This window comes from Candidatus Tisiphia endosymbiont of Nemotelus nigrinus (genome assembly GCF_964026475.1).
Classification (GTDB): Bacteria; Pseudomonadota; Alphaproteobacteria; order Rickettsiales; family Rickettsiaceae; genus Tisiphia.
Genome location: NZ_OZ032151.1, coordinates 107,377 through 128,963 on the forward strand (window position 1 = coordinate 107,377; position 21,587 = coordinate 128,963).

The 21,587-nt window shown below is 31.9% G+C and carries 21 protein-coding genes and 1 pseudogene; 13 read left to right on the forward strand and 9 right to left on the reverse strand.

Annotated features, from left to right (window positions below; genetic code table 11):
* The first annotated feature begins 83 nt into the window (after positions 1-83).
* The gene (gene ssb / locus AAGD39_RS00545) at positions 84-527 is read left to right on the forward strand and encodes a single-stranded DNA-binding protein (protein WP_341756719.1); all 444 of its coding nucleotides are present in this window, start codon (positions 84-86) and stop codon (positions 525-527) included.
* Entirely contained in the window at positions 511-1,407 is an 897-nt protein-coding gene (locus AAGD39_RS00550) for an alpha/beta hydrolase (RefSeq protein ID WP_375359846.1), read from the forward strand. The genes ssb and AAGD39_RS00550 overlap by 17 nt, the downstream gene beginning before the upstream one ends.
* Before the next feature lie 412 nt (positions 1,408-1,819).
* Here the strand turns inward: AAGD39_RS00550 and AAGD39_RS00555 are convergent.
* Positions 1,820-2,107 (reverse strand): annotated as a pseudogene (locus AAGD39_RS00555) (DNA polymerase III subunit chi); the annotation flags it as partial.
* Between the two features lie 63 nt (positions 2,108-2,170).
* Positions 2,171-2,686 (reverse strand): hypothetical protein, encoded by a 516-nt coding sequence (locus AAGD39_RS00560; RefSeq protein WP_341756721.1) that lies wholly within the window; start codon positions 2,684-2,686, stop codon positions 2,171-2,173.
* 405 nt (positions 2,687-3,091) lie between these two features.
* Between AAGD39_RS00560 and AAGD39_RS00565 the strand changes: the two genes are divergently transcribed.
* From AAGD39_RS00565 to AAGD39_RS00600, 8 genes are all read left to right on the forward strand, one after another.
* Complete coding sequence (locus AAGD39_RS00565; RefSeq protein WP_341757190.1) at positions 3,092-3,367, forward strand: HU family DNA-binding protein; 276 nt, start codon at positions 3,092-3,094, stop codon at positions 3,365-3,367.
* A 235-nt stretch (positions 3,368-3,602) separates the two neighbouring features.
* On the forward strand, positions 3,603-4,595 hold the full coding sequence (locus AAGD39_RS00570) for an aminoglycoside phosphotransferase family protein (RefSeq protein WP_341756722.1): 993 nt from the start codon (positions 3,603-3,605) through the stop codon (positions 4,593-4,595).
* Between the two features lie 28 nt (positions 4,596-4,623).
* Entirely contained in the window at positions 4,624-5,424 is an 801-nt protein-coding gene (locus tag AAGD39_RS00575) for a DNA polymerase III subunit delta' (RefSeq protein WP_341757191.1), read from the forward strand.
* Positions 5,425-5,860: 436 nt separating this feature from the next.
* On the forward strand, positions 5,861-6,361 hold the full coding sequence (hscB, locus tag AAGD39_RS00580) for a Fe-S protein assembly co-chaperone HscB (RefSeq protein WP_341756723.1): 501 nt from the start codon (positions 5,861-5,863) through the stop codon (positions 6,359-6,361).
* Positions 6,352-8,280, forward strand: a complete 1,929-nt coding sequence (hscA, locus tag AAGD39_RS00585; protein WP_341756724.1) for a Fe-S protein assembly chaperone HscA — start codon at positions 6,352-6,354, stop codon at positions 8,278-8,280. The genes hscB and hscA overlap by 10 nt, the downstream gene beginning before the upstream one ends.
* A 194-nt stretch (positions 8,281-8,474) precedes the next feature.
* Positions 8,475-8,807 carry a ferredoxin family 2Fe-2S iron-sulfur cluster binding protein gene (locus AAGD39_RS00590; protein ID WP_341756725.1) on the forward strand — a complete coding sequence of 111 codons (333 nt, stop codon included), beginning with the start codon at positions 8,475-8,477 and terminating at the stop codon, positions 8,805-8,807.
* A gap of 14 nt (positions 8,808-8,821) precedes the next feature.
* Complete coding sequence (locus AAGD39_RS00595; protein WP_341756726.1) at positions 8,822-9,880, forward strand: hypothetical protein; 1,059 nt, start codon at positions 8,822-8,824, stop codon at positions 9,878-9,880.
* Positions 9,881-9,892: 12 nt separating this feature from the next.
* Positions 9,893-10,021, forward strand: coding sequence for a hypothetical protein (locus AAGD39_RS00600; protein WP_341756727.1), 129 nt, complete (start codon positions 9,893-9,895; stop codon positions 10,019-10,021).
* A gap of 362 nt (positions 10,022-10,383) precedes the next feature.
* On the opposite strand, the gene AAGD39_RS00605 is transcribed toward AAGD39_RS00600, so the two are convergent.
* The 7 genes from AAGD39_RS00605 to AAGD39_RS00635 form a co-directional block, all read right to left on the reverse strand.
* Positions 10,384-10,638, reverse strand: coding sequence for a Txe/YoeB family addiction module toxin (locus tag AAGD39_RS00605; protein ID WP_341756728.1), 255 nt, complete (start codon positions 10,636-10,638; stop codon positions 10,384-10,386).
* Positions 10,638-10,910 (reverse strand): type II toxin-antitoxin system Phd/YefM family antitoxin, encoded by a 273-nt coding sequence (locus AAGD39_RS00610; protein WP_341756729.1) that lies wholly within the window; start codon positions 10,908-10,910, stop codon positions 10,638-10,640. Before AAGD39_RS00610 ends, AAGD39_RS00605 begins: the two co-directional genes overlap by 1 nt.
* 224 nt (positions 10,911-11,134) lie before the next feature.
* Entirely contained in the window at positions 11,135-11,425 is a 291-nt protein-coding gene (locus AAGD39_RS00615; protein WP_341756730.1) for a hypothetical protein, read from the reverse strand.
* A 308-nt stretch (positions 11,426-11,733) separates the two neighbouring features.
* The gene (locus tag AAGD39_RS00620; RefSeq protein ID WP_341756731.1) at positions 11,734-12,564 is read right to left on the reverse strand and encodes an SDR family oxidoreductase; all 831 of its coding nucleotides are present in this window, start codon (positions 12,562-12,564) and stop codon (positions 11,734-11,736) included.
* A gap of 200 nt (positions 12,565-12,764) precedes the next feature.
* Complete coding sequence (gene clpX, locus AAGD39_RS00625; protein ID WP_341756732.1) at positions 12,765-14,030, reverse strand: ATP-dependent Clp protease ATP-binding subunit ClpX; 1,266 nt, start codon at positions 14,028-14,030, stop codon at positions 12,765-12,767.
* 359 nt (positions 14,031-14,389) lie between these two features.
* Positions 14,390-15,781: a chromosomal replication initiator protein DnaA gene (gene dnaA / locus AAGD39_RS00630; protein WP_375319508.1), complete on the reverse strand. Its 1,392-nt coding sequence runs from the start codon at positions 15,779-15,781 to the stop codon at positions 14,390-14,392.
* 11 nt (positions 15,782-15,792) lie between these two features.
* Entirely contained in the window at positions 15,793-16,176 is a 384-nt protein-coding gene (locus AAGD39_RS00635; RefSeq protein ID WP_341756734.1) for a rhodanese-like domain-containing protein, read from the reverse strand.
* Positions 16,177-16,337: 161 nt separating this feature from the next.
* Between AAGD39_RS00635 and AAGD39_RS00640 the strand changes: the two genes are divergently transcribed.
* Genes AAGD39_RS00640 through radA form a run of 3 tightly spaced genes read left to right on the forward strand, consistent with a single transcriptional unit; the run spans position 16,338 to position 21,368 of the window.
* On the forward strand, positions 16,338-16,613 hold the full coding sequence (locus AAGD39_RS00640) for a succinate dehydrogenase assembly factor 2 (RefSeq protein WP_341756735.1): 276 nt from the start codon (positions 16,338-16,340) through the stop codon (positions 16,611-16,613).
* Positions 16,614-16,616: 3 nt separating this feature from the next.
* A complete protein-coding gene (gene mfd, locus AAGD39_RS00645; protein WP_341756736.1) occupies positions 16,617-20,006 on the forward strand; it encodes a transcription-repair coupling factor in 3,390 nt (1,129 codons plus the stop codon).
* Between the two features lie 27 nt (positions 20,007-20,033).
* Positions 20,034-21,368 carry a DNA repair protein RadA gene (gene radA / locus AAGD39_RS00650; protein WP_341756737.1) on the forward strand — a complete coding sequence of 445 codons (1,335 nt, stop codon included), beginning with the start codon at positions 20,034-20,036 and terminating at the stop codon, positions 21,366-21,368.
* The last annotated feature ends 219 nt before the right edge of the window (positions 21,369-21,587 follow it).

A 21,587-nucleotide genomic window follows, 5' to 3' on the forward strand; every position in this document is an offset into this window, starting at 1 on the left:
ATTTTAAAAAAACTTGTAGCATTATAGGTGGTTTTGGATTACTATTGCAATAATAAATTTTTAAATAAATTAGGTAATGATTTGTGGCTGGTAGTTTAAATAAAGCAATATTAATAGGTAATTTAGGGCGTGATCCAGAAATCAGGCACACGGCTGATGGTAAAGAGATAGCAAGTTTCAGTGTTGCTACTTCTGAGACGTGGAAAGATCGGGCTACTGGGGAGAAGAAAGAAAAAACTGAATGGCATAGAGTAGTAATATTTAATGAGGGGTTGGTATCTGTTGTAAAAAATTATGCCAAAAAAGGAACTAAAGTTTACTTGGAAGGTAATTTGCAAACTAGAAAGTGGGTAGATAATCTTGGTCATGAAAAATATACGACAGAAATAGTGCTACAGAATTTTAACTCACAATTTATATTGTTGGATTCTAAAGGGGGTGGTACTCAAGCACTAGATTCTGTTTCACCAAAAAATATTGTTACTAATTTTGACCATAGTGATCTAGATGATGAAATACCTTTCTAGAATCGCTCTATTTTTTATCCTTTTTCTGCTTTCTTCTTGTGTTTCATCTATAGAAACAAGGGTTGAGGAGGCAGAAAAGGTAGCCTCAATAAACAAGTTCGAGAAGAAACTTGTTAAGGCGGGGGATTTTGTCATTACAACTTACCAACGTGTTTCAGATAAAGATAGTCCTTATGTGTTTTATATTGAAGGTGATGGGAGTATTAGTATAGGACACTATGCCATTGCAGACAATCCAACTCCTTCTAAGGTTATGTTATTTAAGCTTGCTACCCTTGATACTAGACCTAATATAGTTTATATAGCTCGTCCATGCCAATATACACCAGTGGAGCTTAATCCCAACTGTAATCAAGCTTATTGGACAGACAAAAGAATGGCTGAAGAGGTGATAGAATCAACAAATATAGTAATAAACAATATAAATAATGGTAAACCAGCTAGTTTGGTTGGTTTTTCTGGTGGTGGTGGAGTTGCTATCTTGGTGGCAGCAAGAAATAAGCATATTAAGGATATAATAACTGTAGCGGGTAATCTTGATATTGAGAATTTCAGTAAACATCATGGAATATATGCATTAAAGAAGTCGTTAAATCCCATAGATTATGCCATAAAAATCAATAATATTCCGCAATTGCATATTTCGGGAAGCAAGGATAAAATAGTGCCGAGTAAAATTATGCATGGCTATGTAAAAGCTAGTTCTTCAAATTGTGTACAGCAAAAAATTTTCTCTGATATTACTCATACCAAAGGCTGGGATAAGGTGTGGCAGGAGGTGCTAAAAATTAATCTTACCTGTGAAGCATTTCAGTTAAATAAAGGTCTGTCCCTACTATTTCACCCAAATAAGATATACCTTGAACAACCAGACAGGTAATAGCTACCAAGGTGCTACACCTCCTATTTGTTCGTAAGTAGGCAGAATAGTACCAATTGTGTTCCTTACTTCTCACAAATGACAGAGTAATACTATCCCTAGTTAGCCATATTTAAATCTTACTCCACGTTCCAATTGGATTCTGTTTATAACAATCAATTACCGGTGTTGCAATATTTAGTTCATTTATTGTTTTAATTATTAAACTTAAATTATCTAAAACATCGTATATTATAATTATTCTCTGAAAATGTGCGATATAATGTTTGTTAGTAAGAACTCCTTGTATACTCAAATGCTTTGAAGAATTGGTGTCGCAAAACTGTGAGGTATTCACATGTTCACGTGCGTTTTGTACGCTCTGCTTGCTCGCCCCTTGTTTTACGTTCCAATTCTTCAGATCATTTGAGTATATATCAAATGGCGCAATAACCATTAGGATTGTAGATTGATTAGGATTCTCTAACTGATGAGTAATATAGACTGGTTGTTTTTCTGGTAATGGATCAAGTTTACTACCATGCGGAATAAACTGTTTTCTAGAATAAGTCCATATCATCTTGTTTAGTGATTCTTGTACCTCAATATCTGGAACTAAAACCACAATTCTCAAATTACTATGATAAGATTTTTCTATTAAAAGACAGGTTGTTTTATATAGCAATCCCTCTGCAGTGTGATAAAGACTAAATTGTTGCATAATTATTCTATTTATAAATTAAAATATCAAGTTTTAAATCAGTATTTTAGTTCTTAATTGGTATTATAGCAATTCTTTATCTCTTATCTTTTTCAACATTTCTTCTTCTTTTTGTTTACCTTTAAATTTTGTTAGAAATTCATCTGTTATGTATATAATGCTCATACTGAAGCTGAGGTGGGGGGCATCTAACATTATAGTACAATCACTATCTGCAAATCTAATCTCCTTATTACCTATCCTAGGATTCTGATTATATACAAGTTTATATTTCTCAGAAAGCAATTGATAAAACTCTGTAAAATTATCCTTATTTATTGTTAGTATTACTGCTTGGATAATATTACCATCATTACATATTATTAATAGTTCCATAAGCCCCTCTAATTTAACATCTCTAACATTTACATAATAATTATATCCTTCCCAATGATTCTTTTCTTTTTTGGTGATATGATATACTTTCTCTACGTCTGAGATAGTTGCTTTATTTAATTCAAAACCCAAGGGAGTTGGATTAGCATTAACATTTAAGTTGAAAATTAAAATAAATAATATGTAGAATAGCCTAGTGATCATAAAAGTTACCTGTATTATATAAATAAGAACATTATAATATACAATCTATTTAGATTTTCAACTATTCATTTCATTTGAGTAAACATATAAATGTACTAGGTTCACAGCCTAGCAACTAACCTCAGAAATTATTTTTGACTAGTTTTGCAGTTTATTTGCTATATAGACTAACTAAACTGCCTGCTGAATTACAAGATAAGACACTAATTTGATGTAAAATAGATACAATTTTTTGCAATTAGACTATAAAATAATTATATTCAAAAATTCTAAAGAAGTCTCAGTTGCAGTCAGTTTAGTGTTTGATATAATCTACGCAACGAGATTAATAAATCTTGCTGGCATCTTGGTATAATAAATACATTAATGTCTGAAATATTAACAATCTATTTGGAGAGCTATAATATGAATAAAGGAGAATTAGTCGCATTAATGGCTGAAGCAGGTCATTCAAAAACTGATGCAGAAAAAGCCCTAACTTGGGTTGTAGATAGTGTACTTAAAGCTCTTAGTCGTGGTGAGGACGTTAACCTAGTGGGTTTTGGTTCTTTTCATATACAAAGTAGAGCTGCACGTGAAGGTCGCAATCCAAAAACTGGTGAAAAAATGCATATTTCTGCTTATAAACAACCAGTATTTAGAGCCGGTAAGAAAATGAAGGAAGCTTGTAATAATTCTTAAGTTGCTCTTTCTTGAAGCTTTTCCTGTAAAATTGTAATGTTTTATAATTTTTATTTTGAAATCATGCATATAGCTAACCCAATTAGTATTTAGCCACAGTAAATTGGTGTTATTACTAGACACTTATATCTTAAAAATGTGATATAAGTGTCTAGTGGACAGAGTAATGTTAGTTGGGTCAGCTATACTTATATAATACAGTATATATGAGATAGACTTTATTAGAAGAATATGTATGGAGAAATTGTTAAAATGGGAACGCCGGAATAAATTTTTTGAACTTAAATTCGAAGAAATTAAAAATTTGTGTAAGAAATTTTTAATTAGAGAAGATAAATTTATTGTTACTAAAGCAGAACATGGTCTTGCGAATACAAATTATATCATTGAATTCGAGAATGGAGATAAATTTATATTACGCATTAATGTTCGGGATATAGAGTTAGGTGAAAAAGAATTTAAACTTTCATATTTGCTCAATAATGAACCTTTAGTTCCTAAATTTCTAAGTTTTAATCCTATAAATGAAATAACAAACTATTCTTGTAGTTTTGTAGAATATCATGAAGGTAATTTATTATCAGATTTTTTAACTGAATATTCGTTTTTAGATTCAATACTAGTAATATATAGCAAACTTGGTGAATTTCTAGGACGTTTGAGTTCCTATAAGTTCCAAGAAAGTGGTTTACTCACTGCAAATTTATCAATCAGCAAAATTACTACCGAACATAATGAATATAATTTATTTATAAATTATATTTTAGATAACATAACTAAACCCAGAGTAAAAGTTAAGTTAGGCGAACAACTTTTTCATAGTTTAAAAAATAAAATTATTTCATATGAAAAATATTTTCCTAAGGAAGACAATAATCAATTGGTGCATGGTGATTTTAAACCTTCTAATATTTTAGTAAAAAATATGGACGGAACATTAATTTTATCAGGAATATTAGATTGGGAGTTTGCTTATTCCGGTTCAGTATATGGTGATATTGCAACTTTATTTAGGTTTAAACATTTATTCGATAAGCAGTTAAAAGATAGTTTTGTTTCTGGATACTCAAAAATGTCAAAGTTGCTAGACTCAAACTGGGAAAAAAAAGCAAAATTATTTGATTTAGTAAATTTATGTAATTTGTTAGATTCTGAAGGTGAAAGACCTAATATGTATAGTAACATAATAGAGTTAATCACTGATACTTTAGATTTTATTGATTCTTAGAGACAATTAATAAGTGAAGTTAAATAGAATGATCAAAGAATATCTTGAAGATAGATTTAAACAAGGCAGACTTTATAATAGTTGGCTGATTGACGTTGATGATACGGCAAAAGCTTTAGAGAATTTACTAATATTTATAGAAAGCAGTTTGTTTGTAGGTAAAGTTCCATTAAAAAATCATCCAGATTATCGGTTAGTAGTAAGGGATAATTCTGGTATCACTAATGTCAAAGACATATCTATTGATCAAATTAGAGATTTACAGCAATTTTTTTATAAAACACCTTCGATATCTAAATATAGGGTAGCTGTTATTTATCAAGCTGATCTAATGAATCTTAATGCAGCAAATTCCTGCCTTAAACTTTTAGAAGATACTCCAAAGGATAGTTTTATTTTCTTAATTACCTCAAGAGCTGCTGGCATAATCAGCACTATAAGATCTAGATGTGCAAAAATTAATATAAAATCACAAAATCGCTTAGTGGGAAGTGAAATATATGTTAAATTTATTACATATATTGCTAATTGTTCAGACCCTAAAGTGAGGCTAAATATTATTGAAGAATTTACCAGTAAAAATAAAGAATTATGGGGAGATTTTGCTTGTAGCATGCTATATCTAGTGAATAGAATCACTAAGAAATCACTCAATATCAATATTGAGTTCAATGAATTAGAGGATAAAATATTTAATCAATTACCTTCCAATTCACCTGATTGCTTGGTAACAAAATTTGCCAATATTAAGCGAATAATAAATAATACTATAGATTATGACTTAGACTTAAGAACTAGTACTATAGAATTAATAGAAGAATTGACTTAAATAAGCATGAGTTATCAATTTGCAAATTGCCTGATATTTTTTCTCTAACATTTCAGTATTTTCTAGTATATAATATAGCTAATCCGTATAAGTTCTTGATATCCTAGGTGTCATTGTGGAGGAGGCGTAATCCAACGAAGCAATCCAAAAAGTGGGTAAAAATGGATTGCCACGACCACTGTGTGGTCTCGCAATGACGGAGAAGTTATCTAAAACTTTAACGGACTAGCTGTATTAGACACTGTTAACAAAGCTTATTTGATTGATGAATTAATGGATTTTTTAGCAAAAATTAATAAGATTTTTGCCGGAATAGTATACCTATTTCAAAAAAATCTTATAATTTGTAGCAAAAAAGACTTTATTCACCAATTAAATAAGCTTTGTTAACAGTGTCTAGTCACGTGGTTTGACAATTAATCCACTAACAGTGATTATGAACAATTATTTTGAGTTATTAGGCATAGAGAAAAAATATGATATTGACTTGCCCATCTTGGATCGTCAATATTTTGCTATGCAGCTAAAATATCATCCAGATAGAATTAATTCTAACAGCGAAAAGCAAAAAAATTTATCGCTCTCTATTGATATCAATAAGGCTTACGCAACGCTTAAAGACGATTTGGCCCGAGCTGAGTATCTTCTCTCGTTAAACAATATAGTCTTGGATGACATAACAATTAGGCATAGTATCTCAAAGGAGAAACTAAGTGTTATATGGAATGAATTAGAGCTTGTTGAAACTACTCAACAATTAACTAAGTTACAATCCATGCTAAATAACAAAATTATTGAAAAACAACAACTTATTAAATCTCTAACTACTGCGTTCCAAAATCGCAATATGCAAGATGCTATTGATAGTACTATAAGATTTAAATATCTTGAAAACTTAATTAATAATATTCAGCTAAAAATCAAATCATGCAAATAATAGAAATTAGTGAGGCTGGTGCTTCCCAGCATAAAAAAAATGATAATGATATAGCAGTTGGCATAGATTTTGGTACAACAAACTCATTAATTGCTTGGTCAAATCAACAAATGGTACAAATTATTACAGATACTCAAAACCTAGAACTTATCCCCTCAGTTATAGCTTTTCAGGATAAAAACTTTATTGTCGGTGATAATGATGTAGCCAATAATTTGCGTTCTATTAAAAGGCTTTTCGGTAAAAAACTATCTGATATACAAAATAACCCGACACTTTTTGCTTTAGTGCAAGATTATATTGACTTAAATAGCGAAACCTTACGGTTACGATTTGCTGAAAAAATGATGACCGTTCCAGAAGTTGCCGCACAAATATTCCTATATTTAAAGCAACAAGCTACTGAAAAATTAAATTCAGAAGTTAAAAAAGCAGTAATAACTGTGCCAGCACATTTTAACGATGCCGCTAGAGGAGAAGTAATGCTGGCAGCAAAAATTGCTGGCTTTGAGGTGCTAAGGTTAATTGCCGAGCCAACAGCAGCAGCTTATGCATATGGTCTAAATAAAAATATACCCGATATATTTCAAGAGTTGGCTAGGAGAGCAAGTGGCGAGCAAGCGGAGTGTAGTCAAACCTACATGAGCATGCGTAGTCCCGAAGCTCGACAACGCCAACACTTGAAAGATAAAGGGTATAGAGGGTGTTATTTAGTGTATGACTTAGGTGGTGGGACTTTTGATGTATCAATTCTTAATATGCAAACCGGTGTGCTTCAGGTTATTGCTACTGGCGGAGATAATATTTTAGGTGGAGATGATATTGATCACTTAGTGATGAAGTATTTTTGTGATAAGTATAAGTTAGTAGAATCCAATGAATTAATAAAATTAGCAAAAAAAACTAAAGAAACACTTAGTGTACAAAATAAATGTAGTATTATATATGAAGAGAAGATATCAGAACTGAATATGGAGGATTTTGAAAGCTTAATATCACCATTGGTAGAACGTACCATAGCTATTACTAAAGATACTCTAGAACAGGCAAATAACCCTGATATTTCAGGTATTATCTTGGTTGGTGGCTCAACTCGCATACCGTTAATTAGTAAAAGCTTAAGGCAAACGTTTAATACTACTATCTTTTCAGATATTAATCCGGATAAGGCAGTAGTATGGGGGGCAGCTCTGCAAGCAGAGAACCTAACTTCGGCAAATATTAATTCCTTATTAATTGATGTAGTGCCTTTGTCACTTGGTATCGAACTAAATGGTGGAATTACTGAAAAAATTATTCTGCGTAATAGTCCTATACCGATATCGGTTACTAAGGAGTTTACCAATTATGTAGATAACCAAACTTCTATGAAGTTGTATGTGGTACAAGGAGAAAGGGAAATGGTAGAAGATTGTCGGTCGCTTGCAAAATTTGAACTAAAATTGCCACTAATGAAAGCAGGTGGAGTGAGAATAGAAGTAACATTTTCTATTGATGCAGATGGTATTTTGTCAGTATCAGCTCTAGAAAAAAATAGTAATATATCACATAATATTGAAATAAAACCAAGTTATGGTTTAAATGAAAGTGAAATTACCGAGATTCTAGAAAATGCTTATCAAAATGCGGCTAGTGATCATAATAAGAAATTGTTGCAGGAAACAATTATTGATACAAAATCTTTGATTTATAATATAAAAAATGCTATTAGGGAGATGCCAAATCTTCTTGCAAATAATGAAATGGAAAAAATTGATATGGCAATTAAAACTTTAGAAGAAGCAATAGACTCAAATGATCGTGATTACATTATAGAATGTAGCAAGAATTTTGAGAATATAACAGAGCATTTTCTTGCTGAAAGATTAAATAAGGCCACTCTGAGCTTACTTAAAGGTAAGCATATTGATAAAATATAGCTAACTCGATTAGTATTTAGCCATAGTAAACTTTTGTCATTGCGAGACCACGTGAGTGGTCGTGGCAATCCATTTTTAATCACTTTTATGGATTGCTTCGTCGCGACTAAAGTAGCTCCTCGCAATGACGTTTGTGAATTTAGCGTAATGCTAATATGCTATAAGATAACAGTTCTAAAAAGGAATGATAATTAATGCCTAAAGTAATTTTTATCATAGATAAAGATGGTACGGAAAAAATAGTGGATGCCCCTATAGGGCTGTCTATTTTGGAAATTGCCCATCAAAACGACATTGATCTTGAAGGTGCATGCGAAGGATCGCTAGCATGTGCCACTTGCCATGTTATTGTGGATGAGGAATTTTATCACAAATTAAAAAATCCTTCCGAGGCAGAAGAAGATATGCTTGACTTAGCATTTGGTCTTACTCATACTTCAAGACTTGGTTGTCAGATTATTGTTAGTGAAAACCTTGACGGTATAAGGGTTCGCTTACCATCTGCTACCCGTAATATTAATTTATAATTGAGTATAATAAAGTGATACGTAAAATTTTACTTTTTATTTGTTTAACTTACACCATAATATGGTTTGCCATTGCTTATACTATCAAAAGCAATGTGGTAAGTACTATAAATAATTCAGAAACAGATAATATTAAGATATCTTATAGCCAAATCAAAATTTTTGGTTTTCCTTCTCGCTTACAGATTAGTTTAATCGAGCCAAAAATAAAATTTATCGATCATGTTAATTTTAAAGAACTATCTGCTGAGAAAATGACGTTTTTATTCGATTTTAGTTTTAAAAAAGCTAACTTGATTTTAGGGCAAAAAATAAAACAGCAAGAAAATTTTGCTGGTAAGTTGACTGAATATAGTGTTCAGTCGAAGGAAGATATTGCCGTACTAGTTAAATTTAATAAACCTATATATAAATTGTCTAGTGGAGATAATTTAAAATCTATCGTGAAGTTTCTGCAAGTTAACAATAAATCATTCTCTGTTATTCGTGAAGATAAGGAATTCTTTAATATTAGTGAGTTGGTTTTCTTAATCAATAAAGCAAAATCCCAAGATGTCGAAGATATAGCTTTACAATTACGTTTGTCATACGCTGCTGCGGAGGAAGATTTCTTGAATTTCAAAACAGCCCAGCTTGATTTAGCCACACTGATAAATATCACTACTGATCAAGGTAAAGATACTAATTATATCAAAAATTTAAATATTGATCGGTTAGTTTTTTCTTGTGATGATAATACTCAAATAGCTTTGATAGGGGGCTTACAATTCTTCGATAGTAACTTACCGAAAGGCAAATTATCTTTTGAATTAACTAATTATAATGATATCATCGATAAATTGATTCCTAATAATTTGTTATTACCTAAAAAAATGCTCAGAGCTATCATTGAGAGAGCTGCTAATTCTTCTGTATCTGAGGTTAAGACCGATGATAATGAAGTAGCAACTTGTGAAAAGGTAAAGTTTGATATTGAGTTTTCTGACAATGGTATACATATCGGTTCGATTGATTTGCTTGAGTTTAAACTAGATGATACTGATGCTATGCGAGAAGAAATACCGGGAAATTAAGGAGTACCAACTATGAGAAATGTTAAAGAAGTGTTTTTAGATAGAACATGCTATAAGTTTTTGGATAAGCCGGTTGATAAAATTTTATTGGAGGAAATTTATAATATAGCAAAGTTTGGTCCTACCTCAGCTAATTGCTGACCTTTAAGAATTGTTTTTGTTCAGAGTCCAACTGAAAAAGATAAGTTGTATAAGTGCTTGGCTTCCAGTAATGTTGAAAAAGTTAAGTCAGCACCTATTACAGCCATTTTTGCCTTTGATATAAAGATTATTTTTCTTCTTCTTAGCAGATTGCTTTAGGTATTGCATTTCACAACTCATCATTGCAAGCTGCTTATTTCATGATTGCGGCGAGGAGTAAAGGGCTGGCTTGTGGTCCTATGTCAGGGTTTAATAAAGAGGCTGTTAATAGTACATTCTTTAAATAGAATTACACGTTCATTACAAAATAAAAATTGTAGGGTATGACTACTGATACACATTTATTATTTTGTGAAAGTGCATTAATAATGGTATTTGCATTGTAGTATATAGATAGTATTATCTTTAATTGTATATACTAATCTATGTTCTTGATTTATTCTCCGTGACCAAAAACCAGATAAGCTATGTTTTAAAGGCTCTGGTTTAACAATTCCTGAAAAAGATGAACGAGATATATCTCGAATTATCTTATTTATTTTCTCTGAAGTTTTTATATCATTTTCTTGAAAATACTGATAATCATTCCAAGCATCAGTATGAAATAATACGTACATTATAATGACATTTTTTTAAAATTCTTACCTTCTTTAAAGTCATTAATTGCCCGGTTTAATCTTTCAACATTTTTAGGGCTTTTTAACAGGTATACTGTTTCTTCCAAAGAATTGTAATCATCAAGAGAAATAACAACTACAGACTGTTGTTTTTGTCTAGTGATTATTATGGGGGAATGATCATCACACACTTTATTCATAAGGCTAGAAAACTCACTACGAGCTTTAGTATAAGAGATTGCTTCCATGATATGAGCATATTTTAAGTACATGTATTAATATTAGTACATGTACTATAATAAGTCAATAAAATTATATTTAGGTAATTGCTAATAAATTTTATAAACTCAATTTAACAAATATACAAACATCCAAGATGCATTATTATGCCCTTCGGTATTCCCAGTTATTTCAATCAGATCATTTATTTGGCTACCTGGTAGTTGTAACTTCAGAAGCTGTAGAAACAGCTTCTGAAATAGTGTGTGGGTGGTTTCTACTCTGTAAGTTGTTGTTCTTCGTTGCCTAGCATAGGGGTGTGTTCATCATGCTTCGCTACATTATTGTCGTCCGCAGATAGCTTAAAAAGTTCACTAAATGGATAGAGGTTATTATCCTTCTGTATTTGAGTTTCTACTATTTTAGCTTCTGCCATTTTAGTTTTTATTATTCTTATAGTTTCTTCTACTTTAACTTCTAATTCAGCTTTTGCCATTTTAGCTTCTAATTCAGCTTTTGCCATTTCAACTTCTGCCACTGTAGAAGTGATCTTTTTGTTTGATAGCATATAAATCTCCTGTTAATTATTAATCGGCAGATACCATTATACCCAAAATTAGTTAATAAATCTATAAATAGTTTAACCAAAGAACAATGTTTGTCATCCCTGCGAACGCAGGGATATAAAACAACGCTTAAAAACCCTAAGGTATTATAGATTCCCGTCTACGCGGGAATGACATTTTTTGTATTTAAATATAGTAGATGTTATATTCTAGACTTTTGACGGAGCGACTATTTCTTTGACAAACAACAATCACTATCTGCCCAAAGTAGTTAGGCACGAGATAGTTTTATAGAATGTATGCTAAGAACCTAATAAGAATTAGATTCACCGCCATCTAGTAGAATATTTGAGCCATTTATATGACTAGACTTATTTGAGAGCAAAAATACTACTAAATTTCCGAGATCTTCAGTTTCACCATAAGATTTCAAAGGTATAGAAGAGGTATCTTTTAATAATTGCTCCTCATATGAAATGTTATTTAAACTAGCCTTTTCTGTTATCATATTCTTATGATGTTGCGTTAAAATTGGTCCTGGAGAAATAGCGTTAACACGAATTTTACGTGTAGCAAACAAATGCATCAGATTTTTTATTTCTCCACTCCAAGCAAGTCGTACAACATTGGTATTAGGGTAGGCTGGTAGAAAATTCTTAGAACTACTACCTGAAATTACAACAATGCTACCATTATTATGAATTTTAGGGGCAAAAAAACGTACCACCTCAAGTGGAGCAATAAAAGTTTCTGCAAATACTTTAGTCCATTCGTCTTTACTAGGAATGTCATTTTTATTCAAGGATGGTCTTGGACCAATAAGCACAATTCCTTCGATAGAGGAAAGAGTAATTTTACTTGCCGCATTTTCTATAGTTTTAGTATCTGAAAAATCAATTATCAAGTTTCTAACTGTAATATTAGGGTATTTTTTTTGTAAATCCTTTTGCAAATTAGTCAGTTTATTATTGTTCCTACCAGATACTAGTAGATTATACCCTTCTGATGCTAGCACATCGCATATAGTTGAACCTAATGCACCGGTTGCTGCAGTAACAAGTATAGTACCATTTTGTTTGTGATCACTAGCATTACTGGAGAAATAAAATAGTAGGGTGAAAATAGTAATTAGAAGTTTCATATCAACAATCCTTTAATTTTGATAATAGATTATTTTTTAGTCCAGTTCTAGATGAATTATAACTCTTCTCTTCTAAACCATATTTATAGAACATTTTTACAATAACAAATATATTAATGTTATTAATAATAAGAAATCCTAACATGAACTTCAATATCTATATTAATGATCAGCTATATCAGAAATTAGAATACCTAGTACTAAACCGCCATACGCTTTTTAGTAGGTTTTACATAGTTTTTTGGAGTAACTACTGGCTGAGCCGTACCATCTATCACATCTTTGGAAATATGCACCTGCATTTTCTTCAGAGTGGTAACATTATACATACTGTCAAGTAGAAGTGTTTCGATTATGGAACGGAGTCCCCTAGCTCCTGTTTTCCGTGCCAATGCTTTTTCGGCTATTGCTTCTAAAGCGTCGTTATCAATTGATAATTCAACATCATCTAACTCAAATAATTTATGATATTGTTTGATAACAGCATTCTTTGGTTTAGTTAAAATTGCCACTAAAGATGCCTTATCTAAGTCATCTAAAGTTGCTATTACTGGAAGTCTACCAATGAATTCAGGAATTAACCCAAACTTTACTAAATCTTCAATTTCTAATGATTTGAGTGTTTCGCTATGGTTTCTTTCTTGTTTTGACTGAACATTTGCTGCAAAACCAATTGAACTTTGAGCAGTACGAGCATTAATGATAGTATCTATCCCCATGAAAGCCCCACCACATATGAACAAAATATTGGAAGTATCCACTTGCACAAAATCTTGTTGCGGGTGTTTTCTTCCCCCTTGTGGCGGTACAGATGCAACAGTTCCTTCCATGATTTTAAGTAACGCTTGTTGTACCCCTTCTCCTGACACATCTCTTGTTATGGAGGGGTTTTCGGATTTTCTAGCGATTTTATCTACTTCATCTATATAAACAATACCTCGTTGGGCTTTAGCTATATTAAAGTCTGCTGCTTGTAATAATCTTAGCAAGATATTTTCAACATCTTCACCAACATAGCCGGCTTCAGTTAAGGAAGTGGCATCTGCCATAGTAAAAGGTACATCAAGAATTTTTGCTAAGGTTTGTGCCAAAAGAGTTTTCCCTGAACCAGTAGAGCCAATAATTAGGATATTTGATTTATTTAATTCAACATCATTATTACCTGACTCGATATATTCTAATCGTTTATAGTGATTATATACCGCAACTGATAAGATTTTTTTTGCTTGATCTTGACCAATTACGTAATCATTAAGAGTAGAAAAAATCTTTTGTGGCGTTGGGATTGAAGAGGAAATTTGCTTAAGTGATACCTTAGTTTCTTCTTTTATAATATCAAGGCAAAGTTCAATACATTCATTACAAATGAATACCGTTGGTCCAGCGATTAATTTTATTACTTCATATTGATTTTTACCACAAAAAGAACAATTTAACTCTTTTCTTTCGACTTCACCACTTGCCATAATTTTGCTTTTTTAATTTGTGATTTTAATATTGTCCATATATAGCTAACCTGACTAGTATTACTTTGTCGTTGCGAGGCGGCGTAAGCCAACGAAACAATCCATTTCTAATTGTTTTTTTGGATTGCTTCATAGCTACTAAAGTAGCTTTTCGCAATGACGTTGGAATAACAAGTACTTCTGTCTATTAGCAAGACCACGTGAATGTAGAGGGATTGGTAGCATTCTACTCCTCGTTAATAGACGTCTGTAAACTTGGTTTCAGTTTAATGTTAGTTGTATTATTATATCTCTAAATATAGATAAGTTATTTGGGTAAGTCTAATATATTTTTAATGTTATCTGATATTATAAAAAATCTAATTTTGCAGTATCTTCATTAACAAACTAAGCTCCTCTCGGAATTCTGTATCAATCTCACATAATTCTTCTACCTTTTTGATAGCATGCATTATTGTAGTATGATCTTTTTTACCAAATTTTTTACCGATATCAGTAAGGCTTTTTGGCGTTAATGTTTTGCTTAAATACATAGCTACTTGTCTTGGCCTAGCTATTGAGCGAATACGTCTAGGAGAAGACATATCGGAGAATTTAATATTATAACGATCAGCTACTTTTCTTTGAATATCTTCAATTGTGATAATTTTCTCATTGGAACGTAGTAGGTCACGCAAGATATTTTGGGTATTTTCTAAAGTTATTTCCCTACCAACTAAGGTAGAATGAGCGATAACTTTATTAAGAGCTCCTTCTAACTCTCTGACATTTGATGTTATTTTAGCTGCTAAAAATTCTACAACATTCTTAGGTATATGGATATTCATTTGCTCAAGTTTAGATTCTAAAATTCCCAATCTTAGTTCATAAGTAGTACTGTGAACATCTGCAACCAATCCCCAACCAAGCCGGGATTTAATTCGATCTTCGATATTATCTAAATCTGATGGTGAGCGGTCACACGATATAACCATCTGACGATTATTATCAATCAAAGCATTGAAAGTATGAAAAAACTCCTCTTGGGTGCTGTCTTTACCTGATATGAATTGAATATCATCGATCATTAATACGTCAACCGAACGAAACTCTTCTTTAAAAGACATAACATCTTTATTACGTAAGGCCTTGATAAATTGGTACATAAACTTTTCTGCCGACATGTAAATTACCTTACGAGTCGGATTATTATGTTTTATATACCAAGCAATGGCATGCATTAAGTGGGTTTTACCAAGACCGACCCCTCCATATAAAAATAAGGGGTTAGATTCAGCTACTGCCCCTTCCGATTCAGCTACTGCCCTAGATGCTGCGTAGGCTAATTCATTTGGTCCACCCACCACAAAATTTTCAAAAGTAAATCGTAAGTCTAATGCTGAAAAAATACCTTCGGAATTGATATCCATTCCTTCTTTTATTGATGGAGCTTTTGCCAAATACTCAGGTATATTTGATTCAACTATATTTGGGTTTTGTTCTGATAATTCTTTAGTAATGATCTCAATTGACTTGATGTCTTTGTCATAGGACTGCCAAGATTGCAATATAGCACGTGTATATCTAGATCTTATCCAATCTCGAATAAAATTTGTTGGCGTAGAAAGTATAATAGTGCTAGTAGTCGCTTCTAGAAAGTTAATCTTACTAAACCAACTTTTATATAAGGCATTGCCGTAATGTTTATTTAGGTCAGAACAAACTTGTTGCCAAATATCTCTATGATAAGTCACTTCCTTTGCTATAGCCATATGGTTAGTATTCACAGAATTTGCCATGGTAAATTATTTTGTTTCCAACCAGCTCCATTAGTTCCTCCTTCAAAACCATCAATTATATTGTAACAGTCTTTATAACCTAAAGTACTAGCAAATTGTGCTGCTTCACGAGATCTACCACCTGAACGACAGAGGAATAATAGCTTATGGTTATTACTGACTTTTGACATTAGCTGGTTCTTAAATTCGTTATTTAATGACATATTAGGCAATAAGCACCAACTAACAAAAACTATCTTATCTTTATCAACTTTTGGAATGCCTATTTTCTGCCATTCTTCAGTAGTTCTAACATCAATTATCATGCTGTTATTATCTATTTCTAGCAACTTATAAGTGTTTAAGGAAGATATATTTTTGATGCTCATAAAGTTTTAGCGTTTCTTTGATATATTAAATATTATTGAATAAGGAAGATTTGGAGCAATTAATTCTAGCACTATTTTATACAGCTTACATTTTATTTTATATTTGTTAATTGTCAAACTATCTGAATTATATTATGATGTTTTTTTATAAGATTGTAAATATGGATTATTTTAACACAACATCTTTAACCAAAAAATTGTTATACCAAAGCAAAAATCGCGGTTGCAAAGAAATTGGGTTAATATTAGGTAATTTTGCTGAAAAATTTCTTGCTAACATGGATGGAGCTAGTTTAGTAGATTTTGCTTTAATACTTAACCAAAATGATCTAGACATTTATGATTGGATTACCAATAGAACTGTTCCTCCCTCTCACTTAAATTCAAAAGTGATGCTACAGATACTTAGTTTTGATATTAACCACCTAGAAGCTTAGTAAATGATACAACAACCACTGCCACTCAGTGCAAAAAGTTTTTTTGCTAGTGAGTATTTTTTAAATAAATCCACCAAGAATATTTTACTTATTTTTGCTAGTGAAGAAGATGCAATAAATAGCCATAAACAATTATTGTTTATGGCACAAAATGTCAAAACTAGCAATATATTATATTTTCCTAGTCTTGATACTATCCCATACGATCGTATTTCACCGCAGTCTAACATTTTATCAGAAAGAGCTAATACACTAAGTTATTTAGCAACTAATAATGAAAAAAAATTGGTAGTTACTAATGCTGTGAATTTACTGAGCAAATTACCTCCTCCAGAGTTACTAGTTAAGTCTTTTTTAAGATTACATAATAAAATGAACTTCTCCGCCAATAAACTAGCGGAATTCTTAGTACATAATAGTTTTACTAGGAGTAGTAGTAGCATTGATAGTGGTGAATTTTCTATAAGAGGAGAGATAGTAGATATAGTTTTACCTGGTTCTAAAGCTTATCGTATTAATTTTAGTTGGGATCACATAGAATCAATCAAGGAATTTGATATTGACAGCCAGATTTCTACCAATAATTGTACAGAGCTAATACTTAATTCTGCTAGTGAGGTGATATTAAACCCGGAAACAATAAAGAATTTTAGAGATAATTACCTAAAAGCTTTTGGTGTTAATTACGTGAATAGCCCTTTATATGAATCAGTGATTGAAGGGAAAAATTTCCAAGGATATGAGCATTTATCTCCTTTATTCTATAATTCTTTCAGTAGCCTAATTAATTACTTAGATAATCCTATTATTATTTATGATAATTTGTCGTTACAATCAATTATTGAGCAGGAGAATAATTATACAGATCTTTACAGATCGCGGATTGAGTCTAACAAAATAAAATTAAATACCTTTTATCCTGCCTTGCCTCCTGAACAAGCGTACTTTACCAGCCAGGAAATACAAAAATTCCTAGAACATGATAATAATATTTTAATTAGTCCAGAAGATTCGCCTTATGCACATTCATTAGAAAAAATTACGGTAACTAGTTTTATAGAGGATAAGACAGTTTTTAATAAGCTGTTTGAGATTATAGAAAATAATAAGAGTAAAATACCAATTATTTTTTGTCACTCTAAAAGTAATTTGGAAAGATTTAAAAGCCTAATAGATAGCTATTCCCGCAAATATATCGAAATAGACAATTTACAACAGGCAAAAACTGGAATTATAAATCTTGCCTATGTTCAGCTTAGCCAAGGGTTTTATAGTGATAAATATTTGTTTATTGCTGCTCATGATATTCTCGGAAAAAGTGCGGTGAATTTTCGTCAGCAAGGTGCTAAACGTAAGCTTAAAAATCTTTTAATGGAATTGGATAATTTAAGTGAAGGAGAGTTAGTTGTTCATAAGGATCATGGTATTGGGCAATTTCTTAATGTTGAAACACTAGATGTTAAAGGTAAAGCTCATGATTTCCTAAAAATTCTGTATGAGAATAATGATAAATTATATATTCCCGTTGAAAATATAGAGCTAATTAAAAAATATGGTAGTAGTGAAGCACAGCTTGCCAAATTGGTTAGCAGTAGCTGGCAAAGAAGTAAAGCCAAACTTAAAAACCGTATTACAGAAATTGCTGAACAATTATTAGAAATAGCTGCTAAGAGAAAATTAGCTGTAACAAGTCCAATAGAATTTGATCATGCAGAGTATGAGCAATTTTGTCATAGATTTAAATATACCGAAACTGAAGATCAATTAAATGCCATAAACGATATTAGAAAAGATTTCGACTCAGGTCTTTTAATGGATAGATTAGTTTGTGGAGATGTTGGTTTTGGCAAGACTGAAGTAGCTATACGAGCAACTTTTATGGTAGCAAAATCAAGTTGTGGTGATATTGATAAAACTCCTCAAGTAGCTATTATAGTACCAACTACTATTCTGGGTAAGCAGCATTATTTAAGATTTCTTAAAAGATTTAAGGATTTTGGCTTGAATATAGTACAACTATCCAGTTTAGTTACTAATAGCGATGCTAGAATTATTAAAGAACAAATCAAAAATGGTACAGCTAATATAATAATTGGCACGCATGCTTTATTGAGTAAAAATATAGAATTTAGTAATCTCAGATTATTAGTAATTGATGAAGAACAACATTTTGGTGTTGCTCAAAAAGAATATTTAAAGAAACTCAAAACTACAATGCATGTTCTGTCTCTTTCAGCAACACCAATTCCTCGTACAATGCAAATGTCAATGGTTGGGCTTAAAGACCTTAGTATCATTGCCACACCGCCAATGGATAGGTTAGAAGTTCGGACAACAGTGATGCCATTTGATCAAGTAATTATCAGAGATGCTTTACTTAGAGAACGTTTTCGTGGTGGTAGAAGTTTTTATGTAGTGCCTAGAATTAAGGATATACCAGATATAGAGAGATACTTGCAAACAATTGTGCCAGAATTGAAATATAAAGTGGCTCATGGTCAGATGCCAGCTGCCAAAGTGGATGAGATTATGGGTGAATTTTGTGATGGTAAATTTGATATACTCGTTTCCACCACAATAATTGAGTCTGGTATAGATATTGCAGAAGCTAATACGATGATTATTCATAAATCTGATACTCTTGGTCTGAGTCAGTTATATCAGCTCAGGGGTAGAATAGGGCGGAGTAAGTTCAGAGGCTATGCCTACCTAACCTTAGCAAATTATAAGAAAATGACTGCCCATTCAATAAAACGTCTAGAAATAATGCAGAGTAGCTGCTCTCTTGGTTCTGGTTTTACTATTGCTAGCCATGATATGGATTTACGTGGTTTTGGTAATTTAGTAGGAGAAGAGCAGTCAGGTCAGATTAAAGAAGTAGGGGTAGAGCTTTATCAGGAGATGTTAGATGAGCAAATAGCAATTTTTAAGGGTGAAGTCATTGAAAATCCAAAATCTTTTGTTCCGATAATTAATTTGGGATTACCTGTTTTCATTTCCGATAATTATATTGCAGATTCTTCTCTTAAACTAAGTCTGTATAGGAGAATTGGTAATTTAACTGACGATACAGATATTGAAAATTTCAAAGATGAAATGGTTGATCGTTTTGGTCCTATCCCATTAGAGTTTAATAATCTACTTGATATAGTAAAAATAAAGCATAAATGCAGTCAGCTTAATATTGAAAATTTAGACTCTGGTGAACGAGGGTTTGTTTTAAAGTTCTATAAAGAAGAGGATATAGCTGATAAGGTTAGGAATTTTGTTATAAAATATCCTCAGCAAACTAAAATAAAACCAGATACTAAATTAGTATTTAGCAAAATATTGGTAGGGAAAGATATTATAAAAGAGACTAATAGTTTACTAGAACAATTATTAGCATCCTAACTAACTCTATAGTAAAAAATTAAGAAAGTGAGCAAAGTAAAAAAACAATATATATGTACAAATTGTGGTAATAGTACAGCAAAGTGGGCTGGGCAATGTTTTGATTGTGGCTTGTGGGGAGGGATTGAAGAAGAGATAATTAGTCAAGGGCAAGTTAAATTAGGCAATAAACAAGAAATACAAAAGCTGGATGGTGTTGTCGTAGATTCATTACGTATTCCTACGCCTATAGAGGAATTAAATAGGGTGCTGGGAGGTGGGTTGGTTTGCTCTTCCGCAATTTTAATTGGTGGTGATCCTGGAATTGGAAAATCAACTTTATTATTACACTTAGTGGCAAGCTCGTCTTGTGTTACAATGAAGTGCTGCCTGTATGTAACTGGAGAGGAATCTATTGACCAAATAAAACTAAGAGCCTTAAGATTAGGACTTAGCAATAAAACAGCATCCATCTTAGCCGCAACAAATATTGAAGATATTATCTCAACTATTGATGCTGATAAGAGCAATATTGATTTGGTAGTTATCGATTCAATTCAAACAATGGTAACTCGCACATTATCATCTCCACCTGGTACTATTTCCCAGATTCGTGCCTGTGCTAATGAATTAATTAGCTACGCTAAGCAGAATAATATTATTATTTTGCTTAGTTGTCACGTAACAAAAGATGGGCAATTAGCTGGCCCTAAGTTGCTTGAACATCTCGTTGATACCGTACTATATTTTGAGGGCGATCATAATAGCCACTTCCGTATTTTACGGTCTATTAAAAATAGGTTTGGTGGAGTAGGGGAAATTGGTGTTTTTGAGATGACTGCTAGCGGTCTTATAGAAGTTTCTAGCCCTTCTGAACTATTTCTGATGAAAAGAGATAAAAATGTTAGCGGGACAACAGTATTTGCTGGAATCGAAGGATCAAGACCTTTGTTAATCGAAATTCAAGCATTAATTGCCCCGTCAAATATGCCAATGCCAAGACGTTCAGTTGTAGGTTGGGATTTGAATAGGTTATCAATGATCATAGCCGTATTGAACGTACGATTTGGTCTTAATTTATCTTCTCATGAAGTATATTTGAGCGTTGCTGGCGGACTTAAAATCTCGGAACCAGCTTCAGACTTAGCTGTTGCAGCTGCTTTAATTTCTGCCGCAAGCAATAAAGCTGTACCAGAACATAGTATTTTCTTCGGAGAAATTGGTTTATCTGGTGAAATAAGGAAAGTAACGGCCGCAGAAGTGAGAATAAAAGAAGCAACAAAGTTAGGATTCAATAAATTAATTTGCTCTAAACTTGAAAAGCCTAATAGTAAACTAATTTGTCCTATTAGTAATCTAAAGGAATTAAGAGAGTTAATATAATTAACCTCAATTCGATATAAGAATTAATAATTCTTATATCGAATTGGCTTTGTTATAAGGAAAAATGCATTCTTGAAGCGATTCTTCGAATGCATTTTAACTGATTTACAATCAGGCGTCAAACCGCTTTAAGCCTGATTGTTTCTATATACAGCCCTGAATTCTATGTAACTTGTTACATAGAATTCAGGGTATAAAACTGAACATGCTGTAAAATTT